Source organism: Pseudoalteromonas rhizosphaerae (genome assembly GCF_902498845.1).
In the GTDB taxonomy this organism is placed as follows: domain Bacteria; phylum Pseudomonadota; class Gammaproteobacteria; order Enterobacterales; family Alteromonadaceae; genus Pseudoalteromonas; species Pseudoalteromonas rhizosphaerae.
In genome coordinates, this window is record NZ_CABVLM010000010.1 from 57,810 (window position 1) to 72,347 (window position 14,538).

General features: G+C 41.0%; 8 protein-coding genes. 1 reads left to right on the plus strand and 7 read right to left on the minus strand.

From position 1 onward, the window contains the following. Positions 1-3: 3 nt before the first annotated feature. Positions 4-1,491, minus strand: coding sequence for a SulP family inorganic anion transporter (locus tag PSR9079_RS15650; RefSeq protein ID WP_149982353.1), 1,488 nt, complete (start codon positions 1,489-1,491; stop codon positions 4-6). Positions 1,492-2,033: 542 nt separating this feature from the next. On the opposite strand from PSR9079_RS15650, the gene PSR9079_RS15655 reads away from it, so the two are divergent. Continuing rightward, a complete protein-coding gene (locus tag PSR9079_RS15655) occupies positions 2,034-2,873 on the plus strand; it encodes a substrate-binding periplasmic protein (protein ID WP_246175584.1) in 840 nt (279 codons plus the stop codon). Positions 2,874-2,916: 43 nt separating this feature from the next. Here PSR9079_RS15655 and PSR9079_RS15660 read toward each other — a convergent pair whose 3' ends face one another. The 6 genes from PSR9079_RS15660 to prpC form a co-directional block, all read right to left on the minus strand. After that, the gene (locus tag PSR9079_RS15660) at positions 2,917-4,797 is read right to left on the minus strand and encodes a hypothetical protein (protein WP_149982355.1); all 1,881 of its coding nucleotides are present in this window, start codon (positions 4,795-4,797) and stop codon (positions 2,917-2,919) included. A gap of 9 nt (positions 4,798-4,806) precedes the next feature. Continuing rightward, on the minus strand, positions 4,807-5,898 hold the full coding sequence (locus PSR9079_RS15665; protein WP_149982356.1) for a hypothetical protein: 1,092 nt from the start codon (positions 5,896-5,898) through the stop codon (positions 4,807-4,809). A 62-nt stretch (positions 5,899-5,960) separates the two neighbouring features. After that, a complete protein-coding gene (locus tag PSR9079_RS15670) occupies positions 5,961-9,029 on the minus strand; it encodes a hypothetical protein (protein ID WP_149982357.1) in 3,069 nt (1,022 codons plus the stop codon). A 432-nt stretch (positions 9,030-9,461) separates the two neighbouring features. After that, a complete protein-coding gene (gene prpF, locus PSR9079_RS15675; RefSeq protein ID WP_149982358.1) occupies positions 9,462-10,637 on the minus strand; it encodes a 2-methylaconitate cis-trans isomerase PrpF in 1,176 nt (391 codons plus the stop codon). Between the two features lie 11 nt (positions 10,638-10,648). Continuing rightward, positions 10,649-13,255 (minus strand): Fe/S-dependent 2-methylisocitrate dehydratase AcnD, encoded by a 2,607-nt coding sequence (gene acnD / locus PSR9079_RS15680; RefSeq protein ID WP_149982359.1) that lies wholly within the window; start codon positions 13,253-13,255, stop codon positions 10,649-10,651. Between the two features lie 146 nt (positions 13,256-13,401). Continuing rightward, positions 13,402-14,526: a bifunctional 2-methylcitrate synthase/citrate synthase gene (prpC, locus tag PSR9079_RS15685; protein ID WP_145233600.1), complete on the minus strand. Its 1,125-nt coding sequence runs from the start codon at positions 14,524-14,526 to the stop codon at positions 13,402-13,404. Positions 14,527-14,538 lie beyond the last annotated feature (12 nt).

Below are 14,538 nucleotides of genomic sequence, written 5' to 3' on the forward strand. Positions count from 1 at the left end.
TCCTTAATGGCCTGCCATGAGTTTTTCAACTTCTTCAGGGTCATTGTGAACGCCAAATTTGTCAACAATCGTTGCTGTCGCGTCGCTCATACCAATAATCTCGACCTCTGCACCTTCGCGTCTAAATTTAATCACAACTTTATCAAGCGACGACACTGCCGTAATATCCCAAAAATGCGAATGAGTTAAGTCAATCACTACTTTAGCAACGACCTCTTTAAAGTCAAACGACTCAATAAACTGCTCTGAGGATGCAAAAAACACCTGTCCAACAACCTGATATACTCGTTCATCAGCCGATGAATGCGCTGACTTTACAACCATAAAACGACCAATTTTATTGGCGAAGAATAGTGTAGCCAATAGCACACCGACTAATACTCCCATGGCCAAGTTATGCGTTGCGACAACAACAACGACCGTGGCAACCATTACGATGCTACTTGATAATGGGTTTTTCTTTAAATCTCGCAGTGAACTCCAAGAAAAGGTGCCAATCGACACCATTATCATCACGGCAACCAGTGCCGCCATTGGGATTTGCTTTAGCCATTCATCTAAAAACACCACCATAAGTAGCAGAAAAGCACCCGCGGTAAAACTTGATAAACGGCCACGGCCCCCTGATTTTACATTAATGATCGACTGGCCAATCATCGCACAGCCGGCCATTCCTCCCATTAAACCTGAACCTATGTTCGCGATCCCTTGACCTTTACATTCACGATTTTTATCACTAGCGGTATCGGTTAAGTCGTCAACAATTGTCGCTGTCATCATCGACTCCAATAAACCAACGACAGCAAGGCCAAATGAATAAGGAAGAATTATTAGCAGTGTGTCGAGGTTAAAAGGCACATCAGGCCATAAAAATATTGGTAAGGTATCTGGTAACTGGCCCATATCGCCAACAGTTCGAATCTCAAGTCCTACCAACATTGCAACCAAAGTTAAAACCACGATACACACTAGTGGTGATGGAATTGTTCTGCCTATCACCGGTAAGTAAGGGAATAAATAAATGATCCCAAGACCCGCAGCCGTCATAGCATAGACATGCCATGTTACATTCGTCAGCTCCGGCAGCTGTGCCATAAAGATAAGAATTGCCAACGCATTTACAAAGCCTGTAACCACGGAGCGAGACACAAAGCGCATTAAACTCCCCAGTTTTAAATAGCCTGCAATAATTTGTATCACGCCGGTGAGTAATGTCGCCGCCAAAAGGTATTCTAAACCATGCTCTTTAACTAAGGTAACCATCAGTAAAGCCATAGCGCCAGTAGCGGCAGAAATCATCCCGGGTCGTCCACCCACTATCGAAATAACCACGGCAATACAAAATGAAGCATACAAACCGACTTTAGGATCCACGCCCGCTATAATAGAAAAAGCAATCGCTTCTGGTATTAGCGCAAGCGCCACCACAGTACCTGCTAATAAGTCCCCTCGGATGTTAAAAAGCCAATCTCGTTTTATTTTTTCTAACATAAAAAACCTTGTCATGTAGTTAACATTAACGCCCATCCAGCAGTCAATAAAACACCGACAATGCTTTACTAAACGATAACAACCGCATTTTCATTAATGTTTTTTTATTTATTAAAACGGCACATAAGCGCCTACCAATGTTTGGTATATAGGTATCACGCAGCGGTGATTTAGAGGAGGAATAACTTAGGGCGGCGTTAAACGCAAAACATTGTTCCTTATGTAGAATGAATAAATTATCGTCTTTATTCTTGCATCTAACGTATTTTTAAGCAAGCCAAGTAACTTTTGTGTAGGCGCTGATAGCTGCTGTTACTCCTTACCTTGCCAATAAAAACACATAAAAAACATGCCATCATTTACCCGTTCCTTTACAAACGGCTGCAACGATAAACATTGCCAATGCATTTTAGTTATCGTCTTTTTAAGTTGTTAAATGCATATATGCGACTAAGCTTTAGTAATAATTACAAAAACTTATCAAATAAATGAAAAAGTACTTAGTCTTTTTATTGTTATTTTGCGGGTTCACACAGGCAACTATGACCCCTGTTAGTTACCAAGTGGGTAAGCAAACAATCATTGCGCCAGCAGTACGATATGAATATGGTTATGCCTATAACATTGATAGCAAAAAGCTTTTAAAACTAGTCACGTTAAATTGGCCCCCCTATATTGATGAATCATTGTGTAATAACGGCTGGCTATTTCAATTAACCGTTAAACTGTTACTACAAAAAGGCTATGGTGTACACATTGAATTTTTTCCATGGGCGCGAGCCGTTAGAATGGCAGAATTGGGTAAAGCAGATATTTTGTTTCCAGAGTATTTTATTGATGACACTATAATGTCAGAAAATAAGAAAGATAAAACACGTAACGAGTTAATGGCTTTATCTTCAGCTATTCCAGGTGGAAACTTATCGCTTGTCACACTCAAAGGAAGCGATTCAAATTATGATGGCAGTATAGAATCAATAAAAGATCAAGTTATTGGTGTTGTCCGATCATATAAAAACACCCCAGAACTCGATAAACTGATTGAATCAAACAAAATTAATACCGTAGTTGCAAACACTGAATTCCAACAAATTCATTTACTAACGAGCTTAAGAGTTAACTTAATTGTAGCTGATTTTGATGTGTTGATTGCTAGTATTGAAAAGTCTCACGCATCCGAGAAAGAAAAACAACAAATGAAAGATGCACTGCAGCCATTGTCCCCACCTCTAGATTACAAACCCCTCTATTATACAGTAAGTAAAGCAAACCCAATGTGGCAGGAAATTTTAGCTGATCTGAATAACGAAATACGTAACATGAATGAGCAAGGAACACTTTTAAGCTATATTGAAGAAAAAAAGCAACAGTGTAGCCGCTAATAGTAAAGCGCTTAAATATTAACAAATAAGCGCCTTTATATTATTAAAACAACGACTCAAATGTCCCATCAGGAAATAATATACCAGGCACCCCTCTTACCGCAGTTACATCTGCGATTTGTGTATCGCCAAAATATAATCCACCACTGTAGTTGCGACCTTTTTGCTTAACATCTAACCAGCGACCTTGAGCACCGTGGATCACGGCATTAATATTATTGCCTACTGTACGTAAGTTAATTTCAAGTGCTCTATTCTTTAGCCGTAAGGCAATCTCTGCATTGGTAATATCAGCTAAACGATTCAAACGACCAACATAAGCAAACTGAAAATCCGGTGCGCCATTTAATGGCGTTATCAATTGCACAGCAAATGCAAGATTCTGTGTAGCTTCATTTATAAATGGCGTTGCTTCGATTGCTTGTAAGTTAAACTGTGTCGTTTGATTTTCACTAACAAGCTGACCTTTAAAGTCAAAACCAGATACCACTGTCACAAGCTCTTCAAAAGGAGTAACGAAGCGATCGGCGTTTAGCTTTATGTCACCTGTTAACACACCGCTATTGGCACTTTCTAATGATACCGTTGTCTCTATATTCAGCTGCCCGGTTGTTTCACTTTGATCATTTGAAAATGGATCGTCAGTACCATCAAACGACAGCACTAAATCACTCACATCGGCGTTTAGTTGAGTATCTTGGCCTATCACTTTAGCACTCATAATACCGGAGACTTTATTACCCAACAGTCCACTTACTTGCCATTGTGGAATATTTAAATCTAGTTGTACGTCATGATCATCATACTGGCCACTAATAGCCCAAGAATAAGGGGATTGTTGGTAGTTTATTGTCAGTCCCTGTAAATTATAAACTCCCGCGTCGGTATTATTTAATGGCGAAAAATTATAGAGCACGTCATAAAGCACATTCCCTAAAACGATAATAGCTTGTTGCGAGTCTTCGCCTAATATTGTTTCAAATTCAGTCAGCTTTTGTTTGAGCTCATCACTGTACGTTTGCTCTTGTAAGCGTGCCACACCTATTATATTACGCACATCTTCGAGTAACTCACGAGAGTGTAATTGCTCTTCATCTCGTTCTTGTGGCGAAATATTGCTAGCACTCCCAATCATAACGAGCTGTTGTTTGACCTCTCCAACGACGGATTGTAATAATTGATTACCATCTTCATTAAGTAAATTTTCTGACACATAGCGATCTGCAAAAGTACGATAAAGTGGCAAACTTGCTAACTGGGCCTGTTGTTCTACCACCGTATTATTGGCTGTATTTAAGCTCGCCTCGATATCCGCAGCTCTTTTTAAGATCACACCAAAAGTCAGTGCATTAGTAAGCACCTCAGCTTCAAGGTTGTCATTTAGTTGGCTGTGAGTAAGGTGATAAAAAGGTGTCGCACTCAAGCTCTGCGTGGTTATGCTTATGTCTAAGTTATTGTCGCTAATCACTGAGCTGATCGGTGATAAATAGACCTTATTTTCGCCCGGAGCTGCAAAAAAATCAGCGCGGTAACTTAATGTCATATCCATCACTTCTTGATAATCAATACGACGATTGGCATTCCCATCATTCGGATTATTTCTGACTGTGCGACCACAACCTGCAAAACTTGGACATGTTAACGTCGTTGCATTTGAGGTAAATTCAACATGATGAAAATTTAAAGTTGTGGCTGATAAAGTAACATCGTTAATATCTGCAACGTCAATATTTTTTATAGAGCCCGTGTTATCATTGATGATCGTTAATGTACCCGCAGTGGATTGCCAAGGAGCAATATAAAAGCTTACCGTAGAAGACGTTTCCAGCATGGCCGGTAAAGTATCTGCTGTGCCATTATCTGATGAGCCACCACAACCAACTAATGACATAAGTAAACTAACTGATATAAGTTTTTTAAACATCACAAGTCCTTAAAACGCTAACTTCAGGTACCAATTTACATTGGCATAATACGCTTTATCAATATCGAGATTATCAGTCTGTATATTGAAACCAAAATAATCGTTCTCGATACCAAGCAAAAATGCTTCACTTTTTATTTCATAACCACCAATTACTGCCCAATGATCCCAAAAGTGCATGCGTGCTTTTAATTGAGAAAACGTATCTTGATCAAATTGTTTAACCATCAGCTCAGTAGAAAACAAATCGTTAATGCGATAATCTGCATAAACTTTGATACGCACCGGCATATCAAATTTATGCGTGACTTCGTTGCCATACTCAGACGTTGCTAAGCGTACTGTTGGCTCAGTGACAATATCCCCATCATCGTTTTCAGTAAACGGGACCTCTGTTGTATAACCATTTGCAAAACCGCTTTTTTCATACTCAGTTTCATACAGTAAGTCTTGTGCAAGTAGCCCAACGCTTAAATCATGGTTTATTTTCCAATTAACTGCTAAATCAACGCTGTACCCTAAGCCGGATGGGTTCTCATCTGGAGTAAATCGCTTAAATAAAATATCTTTCGAAAAATAAGAGTCGACTGTTAATGCGCCTTGGATCTCATCACTATAGACTGTGCCTTCGACTTTCAGATCTTGAAAATGCGTACTAGCAAAAACCGTTAATTTAGGCGTTATTGTTAATGCGTCAGAGTCTAAAAATTTGAAATCATATAAAACAAACAACCCATTGGTGGTTGATTGCTTACCGTCTAGGTAATAAACATAATTTCTATCTTCAAAAGGCAGGTCATTTTTTTCAGTATGCAAATAACGCGCGGTATCCGCATCAAAGCTTAAAACATAATCAAAGCGGCTTTGATAACCGACTTTAAAATTTCCATAGCCAACACCAAACTCAAAAACATTATAAGTAAAGGCGCTATCACCGGATGTTAATGGAGCATCAAAATCATCTATAAATGCTTTAACTGGTTGGGTCTCTGTGTACACTTCTGAATCGAATGTGGTAAAGACTTGAAACTGCTCTGCAGCGTAACTAATAGGGGTAATTAAAAAAGCGGAAAATCCTAACGTGAGAATTTTTTTTTTCATACTTATTTCACTTGTTATTATTTTAGCTAAGAGGGAGAGTACTCTCCCTCTTAAAGTTACTTTTACTTAGACGAATCTAAGAAAGTAATATCTGTGTAATCGATGACTTCGCCATCATAATATTTAACAGATATACCATTTGTTATTTCTGTAACCTGTCCGAATTCCGTAATCATATTATTGAAATTAGCATTAACAGACCCAGAGAAATCTTCACCATCTCGAGCGCCAATGAACAACTCGTAACCAAACCCATTATGTAATTGAATTTCTAATCCGTAAAGGTCTTCTTGATAGTTACCATCAATAGAAATAGTTGCGGTAAAGTTAAGGCCTGAAGTTAATCCTGAAGCCGTAATTGCAGCTATACTAGAAGAGTCGGTTCCTGCTAATGAAAGTGTACCCACAAAACCAGAATCACCATCAATTATTTCGACTCTGCTCCAACCATTTACAGCCAATACAGTTCCATCAATAGCCGTATCTGAGTTAACTTCTTCCTCAAAGTCAATTGCTAAACATGAGTCAGATTGCTCTGTTGAGATTACGCCATAGTAAGCATCAACACAATCTTCTAAAGCATCACTCATGTTAGCTAGTGTTTCGATTTTAATAACCGCACCATCTTCGCTTTTTATCATACCACCAAAAGCAAAAATAAGTGCTTTGTTGTTGATGGAGCCATTCACAGTAACCTTTTCGCCTGTTACTGTATTCATAAGATCCAGCTCTAAATCATCTTTATCAAAACTGTAAGTCCAAGCTGGATAGCGAGTTGAAACCACATCAACTCCTTCATCGCCATAATCCCATGCTTCAGTCAATACGTCGTAGATTACTTCTGAAATATCAAATAAAGCTTGGCCACCAGTTTTAGTTATAAGCGTAGCACTACGCGCTTGTTCTGTTCCTGCTTTTACCTTAACTAACAGCTCAAACTTAACAATTGTGGATTTAGCATTTGTTTCAAGAGTTGTAGCTGTTGTAAGAGCAGTAGCGGCTTTATCAGCAAGTTCAGTTGCAAACGCAGTACTTAATTTTGCAGCTGCTGATAATTCAGCGGCCATTGTTTTATCAATTTCTTCGGAAGCAATCGCCGCTAACGATGCAGCAGCAGTTTCAGCTTGGTCAGCAGCACTGGCAAGTTCATTTGCTTTAGTACTAAGAGCCATAGCCTGGATAATTGCAGATTGTGCTGATGCAAGAGCAGCTACAGCATTTTCTTTTGTATCAAGCATTGCTGCATCAACAGCCATCATAGCCGTCGATAAATCGGCTTGAGCAACCATTGCAGCTGAATCAGCTGAACCTAGTGAGGTATTGGCAACACTAGCATTATTTTTGGCAACATCTAGTGCTAATTCAAATGCTGCTACAGCCTCATTAGAACGTGCTTCTTCTTCTGCAATACCTTCAATTAACGTAACAACGGCAGAAAGTTGTGCTGTTATGGCATTGACTAACACATCTGATTTATCTGTTAGTTGCTGATATTCATCCCCTAAACCTGCGGCAGTGCTGGCAATTGAAGTGGCTGAATTAAGCGCAGCAGAAAGCTCTACTTGCAACTGGCTATACGCTACTTTATTACCCGATAAAATGAATACTGCTGAACTATAAGCGAGTACTTTATCCGTTGTATCTAAACCTGCATCCCCCAATTCTTTAACTGTATTGAGTTCAGTCACGCCCTTAGAAACGGAAGTTGTAGCAGTTGCTAATGCGCTAGTGATAGTTGTTATTTGTGATTCTAATTCTGCAGCTACTTTAGCTACAAAGTCATCACCAGCATCACAGTTATCTTCACAGCCAATCTTCTCTAATGCTTTTTTTACTTCTTTTGCGGTTTCATTTAAATCTTTATCTAAGCCTTTTTCTTTTGCTTTTGCTTGCACATCTTCAACAGCTTTAGTGGCTTTATCTTTGAGTTTTGCAATCTCATCAGGATCGGTAATACCTAAGTTTTCAGCAACTTTAGTAAATGCTTCATCAATGCCTTCACCTGTTACTACTGCGGCAAAAATAAGGCTAGTATTCTCAACGGCTTTTTGTAGTTCAGCTGCAATCTTTTGGACAATTTCATTGTCACTGTTGCTTACTTTGCCTTCTTTAACCGCGGCAGACAAACTTGCAATCAGGTCTTTTAATGAGCCATTGGCACCCGCCCCCGCAACAGACTGCAATGAAACGGCAGTTTGAACTAATGCCAAAGTACCTGCATCCAGTGAATCACCTTCGCCAATATCACTGAAGTCAACCGCACCACCAAGAGAAATATCACCAAGTAAAGAAGCTGCTTTAATTGCGGTATCAGGGCCTAATATTTGAATTAATGTTTTTAAACTTGCCGCTGCAACTGCTTCATCGGAGACTGTTGAACCATCTTTAGCGCCATCTAACAATATTTTTGCTGCAATACTTGTATAAAGAGTCACATTAGCAAAGTACTGCTGTGCACCACTCCCATCACCTTCCGCAAAATTAATACCACGAGCACTTGCAGGCGCTACTGGCGCTTTAATAAACTTAACAACCTGTAGTTCAAGATCGTCTTTGTACCATTCGCCAAAATCAATCGCAGTATCACCATTATTTATCATCCCAGCGTCTTCAGATGCTGCTGGGGCTTCATCATAGCTGCCACAACCAGTAAATGAATCACATTTAACCATACTGTCATCATCTTCTTTCGACGTACTCACCGTAATATAAAGTGCTCCCGTAAAGCCGTCTTCAAGGTAAATATTATAGGCACCCGTGATTGATGTCATTGTCTCAGTTGGATTAGCTGCCGCAACCATTGCCTGTGCTTTGGCATCAGCATCAGCTTGAGAAGTCGCCGATTCTGCAGTATAGCTTGCATCAGACGCAGCCTCTAAACGATACGCAACGGGAACAGGTTCACCCGAGTCATCGACTGTAGATACTGTCACTACAGCATTTTTTAACGAACCTTTTACCGCTTTCCCAGATACTTGGGTATTAAAATTAGTGCTGACTTCGCCTTTATATACTGTAACTGGGTCAGGCTTGTTATAGTTATTATCATTATCTGAACCACAACCAGTTAGGCCGAGAGTCAATGCAACCGAGGCTGCAATTGGGGTAAATTTAATTATTCTTTTCGCCATGAAAATCTCCTAGAGTGCTTGTTAGCAAATAGCATTACTGAAATCGTAGCCTATATTAATATCAACAGTCATTTAAGTTAAAATTATGTATCAAACCGTATCAAGTTAACGCAATAAGCTACTTTGTTATTACATGTTATCAACTTACCACCAATATATGACAATTTATGGAAAAATGTAATTTTAATTACACCTGTAAATAATCAACTGACAGGCTCAAAGAATTTATATATCCAGTAAGAAAATAAAAAATAAAAACATTTAAAAACAAGTTCTTAATTATTTTTCATTTGTTTTTTAATTGATTGGGGAACAGATAAGAGATGAAATGTTAACCGAAAGATATAAAATAATGCAAATCCATTTACATTCATTCACATAAATAAGAGAGGAAAAGTAACTTAGCAGTCACTTTTCGTTTTCTTACATTAATTAATTCGCCTCAGGTACTCGGACAACGCCTTCCATTAGCACACGAGCACTGCGACTCATACTGGCCTTGGTTACCTGCCACTTACCGTTTTGAAGTATCGCTTGCGCGCCTACAGTTAATGTACCTGACGGATGGCCAAAATTAACTTCGCTCAACTGACCGCCACCAGCTGCAAGATTAACGAGCGATCCTGCTATCGCAGCTGCGGTGCCGATTGCAACAGCGGCAGTCCCCATCATGGCATGATGAAGTTTCCCCATCGACATGGCACGTACCAGTAGGTTGATATTATCACTGTGAATTTCTTTACCGCTTGAAGCTAGATATGTCATTGGTTTATTAATAAATGCCACTTTTGGTGTATGTTGACGCGCTGCCGCCTCACTAATATGAGCGATCAAGCCCATTTTTACTGCTCCATGCGCTCTAATAGACTCAAGCTTAGCTAATGCTTGTTCGTCATTATTTATATCATCTTGAAGTTCAGTGCCGGTATAGCCGATATCTGCTGCATTAACAAAAATAGTAGGGATACCCGCGTTGATCATAGTGGCTCTAAGTACACCAAACTCAGGGACTGCTAGTTCATCTACCACATTGCCTGTTGGAAATAGCGCACCATCGCCATCCGCTGGATCAATGAACTCTAATTTCACCTCAGCGGCGGGAAATGTCACCCCGTCGAGTTCAAAGTCACCCGTTTCTTGTACTTCACCATTGGTCATTGGCACATGCACTAAAATGCTTTTTTTAATATTAGCTTGCCAAACTCGCACTATAGCCATACCGTTTTCTGGAATACGGCTAGCATCAACAAGACCATTACTAATTGCAAATGCGCCAACTGCAGAAGTTAAATTGCCGCAGTTTCCGCTCCAATCAACAAACGCTTTATCAATAGCAACTTGGCCAAATAAGTAATCAACATCGTGATCAGCTTGCTCACTTTTACTTAAAATAACGGTTTTACTGGTACTAGAAGTAGCCCCCCCCATACCATCGGTTTGTTTGCCATATGGATCTGGGCTACCAATCACTCGCAGCAATAAATTATCTCGCACAGAACCTGCCACTTGTGCAGCCTCTGGTAAATCGCTGAGATTAAAGAATACCCCTTTACTAGTGCCACCGCGCATGTAGGTGGCAGGTACTTTAATTTGTGGTTTAAATGTCATGACTGTTTTCCTTATACACTTTGCGTGGCTTCTAAAAAGTCTTGAGCAAAGCGTTGTAATACGCCACCTGCAGCATAAATGGATAGTTCTTCTTGAGTATCAATACGGCACTTTGTTGGCACATTTAATACTTCACCATTAGTGCGGGTAATCGTTAAATTAACGCTCGCACCTGGTGTTAATTCACCAGTTACATCGTAACTTTCACTACCTTCTAGCTTAAGCGTTTTACGGGTGGTGCCCGCTTTAAATTCCAGCGGTAATACACCCATACCAATTAAGTTAGTACGGTGTATACGCTCAAAACCTTCTGCAGCAATAACTTCAACGCCTGCTAAACGCACGCCTTTGGCTGCCCAATCACGAGAAGAACCTTGTCCATAGTCAGCTCCTGCAACAATAATTAATGGTTGTTTGCGCTGCATATAGGTTTCGATTGCTTCCCACATCCGAGTAACTTTGCCCTCAGGCTCAATACGGGCATATGAGCCTTGTTTCACTTCGCCATTTTCAATCACCATTTCATTAAGTAATTTAGGATTAGCAAAAGTTGCACGTTGTGCAGTTAAATGGTCGCCGCGGTGCGTTGCATACGAATTAAAGTCTTCTTCTGGCACACCCATATGCGTTAAGTACTCACCTGCTGCACTACTGGCCATAATTGCATTTGACGGTGATAAATGATCAGTTGTGATGTTATCGCCAAGTACCGCTAATGCGCGCATGCCTTTCATGGTACGCTCACCAGCGAGTGCGCCTTCCCAATATGGCGGGCGGCGAATATAAGTACTTTGTGGGCGCCAATCGTAAAGTGGGTCGTTATCTTCACCGTAATCAACGGTTAAATTAAACATCGGCTCGTAAACCTTCTTATACTGCTCAGGTTTTACGCTTTGTTTAATCACTGCATCAATCTCTTCATCTGATGGCCAAATATCTTTTAAGGTTACGTCATTGCCCTGCAGGTCTTGTCCGAGTACGTCTTTTTCAATATCAAAACGAATAGTTCCTGCAATGGCATAGGCAACTACTAATGGCGGAGACGCTAAAAATGCTTGCTTAGCGTATGGGTGAATACGGCCATCAAAATTACGATTACCAGAGAGCACTGCCGTGGCGTATAGGTCGCGATCAATCACTTCTTGTTGAATAATGGGATCAAGCGCACCACTCATACCGTTGCAGGTAGTGCACGCAAAGCCAACAATACCAAAACCAAGTTGCTCTAATTCTGACAGTAATTTGGCATCTTCAAGATACGATTGCACTGTTTTTGAACCCGGTGCTAATGAGGTTTTAACCCATGGCTTGCGAGTTAAGCCCTTCGCATTTGCATTACGCGCAATAAGACCAGCTGCAATGACGTTACGTGGATTACTGGTATTCGTACAACTAGTGATAGCAGCAATAATACAGGCACCGTCCGGCATTAAACCATCTTCATTTTCAACAACCCCAGAGATCCCCTGCACTGCCAAATCACTGGTTGAAACACGGCGATGCGGATTTGACGGTCCAGCAATATTGCGGCCAACGCTTGATAGATCAAATTTTAATACCCGATCGTACTGCGCTGTTTTTAGGCTGTCGCTCCACAGACCGGTAGTTTTTGCGTAATTTTCAACTAAGGCAATTTGCTCTTCTTCACGTCCTGTTAGGCGTAAGTAATCAATGGTCATCTGGTCGATATAAAACATCGCTGCGGTGGCACCAAATTCTGGTGTCATATTTGAGATAGTAGCGCGATCGCCTAATGTCAATGCATCTGCGCCTTCACCATAAAACTCTAAATAGCTTGATACGACACGCTGCCCACGTAAAAACTCAGTGATCGCAAGCACGATATCCGTTGCTGTAATACCCGGTTGACGTTTGCCACTGAGTTCAACACCAATAATATCAGGCAAACGCATATAAGAGGCGCGGCCAAGCATCACGCTTTCGGCTTCAAGGCCGCCAACACCTACTGCAATGACACCTAACGCATCAACATGCGGTGTGTGGCTATCAGTACCGACTAAGGTATCAGGAAAAGCAATCCCATCGCGGCTTTGGATCACCGGCGACATTTTCTCAAGGTTGATTTGATGCATAATGCCGTTACCCGGTGGGATCACATCAATATTTTTAAACGCAGTTTTGGTCCAATTAATAAAGTGGAAACGGTCATCGTTACGTCTATCTTCAATAGCGCGGTTTTTTTCAAAAGCATCAGGATCAAACCCAGCGTATTCAACGGCTAATGAGTGATCAACAATCAACTGTGTTGGTACTACTGGGTTAACTTTAGCTGGATCGCCGCCTTTGGCTGCAATGGCATCACGCAAGCCAGCTAAATCAACCAGTGCTGTTTGTCCCAAAATATCGTGACAGACTACGCGCGCGGGATACCAAGGGAAATCTAAATCTTGTTTGCGTTCGATAAGCTGCGACAGTGCTGCGGTTAGCATTTGCGGCTCACAGCGGCGTACTAAATTCTCTGCTAAAACACGTGATGTATAGGGTAAGGCTGCGTACGCACCAGCCTTAATTTCATCAATTGCAGCTTGGGTGTCAAAATAATCGACATTAGAGTTAGGTAAGGGTTTTCTGTATTTAGTATTGTTTATGATAGTCATTACAAGACTCGCTAATTTGGTGACGGTGGTCGCACACGTATAGCGTGTTTAAGGGATGTATGAAAAAAGAGGCCTTAAAAACTATGCGCTAGTGGCAATGTGCAAAAAATAAAAGGTGAGCGTATTTTCGCCCACCTTTAATAGTCTTAACGTGATTCGATTGGCGTATAACTACGCGCTTCTGGCCCAGTGTAATCTGCACTTGGGCGAATAATACGGTTATTAGCGCGTTGCTCTTTTACGTGTGCGGTCCAGCCTGTTACACGGCTCATAACAAAAATAGGGGTGAATAACTTAGTTGGAATGCCCATAAAGTGATACGCCGATGCATGGAAAAAGTCTGCGTTACAAAATAACTTCTTCTCACGCCACATAATTTCTTCACAGCGCACTGATACTGGATAAAGTACCTCGTCGCCTAGCTCTGCAGCGAGTTTTTCAGACCACTTTTTAATGATCACATTACGTGGATCTGATTCGCGATAGATTGCGTGACCAAAGCCCATAATTTTATCTTTACGCTCCAGCATGCCCATGATTTCTTGCTCTGCATGGTCTGCATCTTTAAAGCCTTCAATCATATCCATTGCCGCTTCATTCGCGCCGCCATGTAATGGGCCACGTAACGTACCAATAGCACCTGTTACACAAGAGTGAATGTCAGATAATGTCGATGCACAAACGCGACCTGTAAAGGTTGAGGCATTAAATTCATGCTCTGCATATAAAATCAGCGATACATTCATCACTTGAGCAAATAACTCTGATGGCGCTTTATCATGTAGTAGCGTTAAAAAATGCGCGCCAACTGAGTCATCATCAGTTTGTGTTTCAATACGCACACCGTCGTGAGTAAAACGATACCAGTAACAAATAATGCTTGGGAATACCGCAACCATACGGTCAATGGCATCATTAGCCTGACTAAAGTCATGCTCCATTTCAAGGTTACCTAGCATAGAGCAACCTGTACGCATAACATCCATTGGGTGCGCGTCTTTTGGAATGTTTTCAAGTACAGTTTTCAGTGCCGGTGGTAAACCACGTAAACTTTTTAGTTTAGCTTTGTATTCGCTAAGCTCTGCAGAGGTCGGTAATTCACCGCGCGAAAGCAGGAAAGATACTTCTTCAAACTGCGCTTTTTCAGCAAGCTCTGCAATGTCGTAACCACAATACGTTAAGCCTGAACCGGTTTGCCCTACTGTACAAAGTGCTGTTTGGCCTGCTACTTGTCCGCGAAGTCCTGCGCCGCCTAATGCTTTATCTACCATGATGTGTCTCCT

What these genes read in the sequence shown, in the direction of transcription:
- PSR9079_RS15650 (WP_149982353.1), bottom strand. Translation starts at nt 1,491, where the DNA reads ATGTTAGAAAAAATAAAACGAGATTGGCTTTTTAACATCCGAGGGGAC.
- PSR9079_RS15655 (WP_246175584.1), top strand. Translation starts at nt 2,034, where the DNA reads ATGACCCCTGTTAGTTACCAAGTGGGTAAGCAAACAATCATTGCGCCA.
- PSR9079_RS15660 (WP_149982355.1), bottom strand. Translation starts at nt 4,797, where the DNA reads ATGTTTAAAAAACTTATATCAGTTAGTTTACTTATGTCATTAGTTGGT.
- PSR9079_RS15665 (WP_149982356.1), bottom strand. Translation starts at nt 5,898, where the DNA reads ATGAAAAAAAAAATTCTCACGTTAGGATTTTCCGCTTTTTTAATTACC.
- PSR9079_RS15670 (WP_149982357.1), bottom strand. Translation starts at nt 9,029, where the DNA reads ATGGCGAAAAGAATAATTAAATTTACCCCAATTGCAGCCTCGGTTGCA.
- prpF (WP_149982358.1), bottom strand. Translation starts at nt 10,637, where the DNA reads ATGACATTTAAACCACAAATTAAAGTACCTGCCACCTACATGCGCGGT.
- acnD (WP_149982359.1), bottom strand. Translation starts at nt 13,255, where the DNA reads ATGACTATCATAAACAATACTAAATACAGAAAACCCTTACCTAACTCT.
- prpC (WP_145233600.1), bottom strand. Translation starts at nt 14,526, where the DNA reads ATGGTAGATAAAGCATTAGGCGGCGCAGGACTTCGCGGACAAGTAGCA.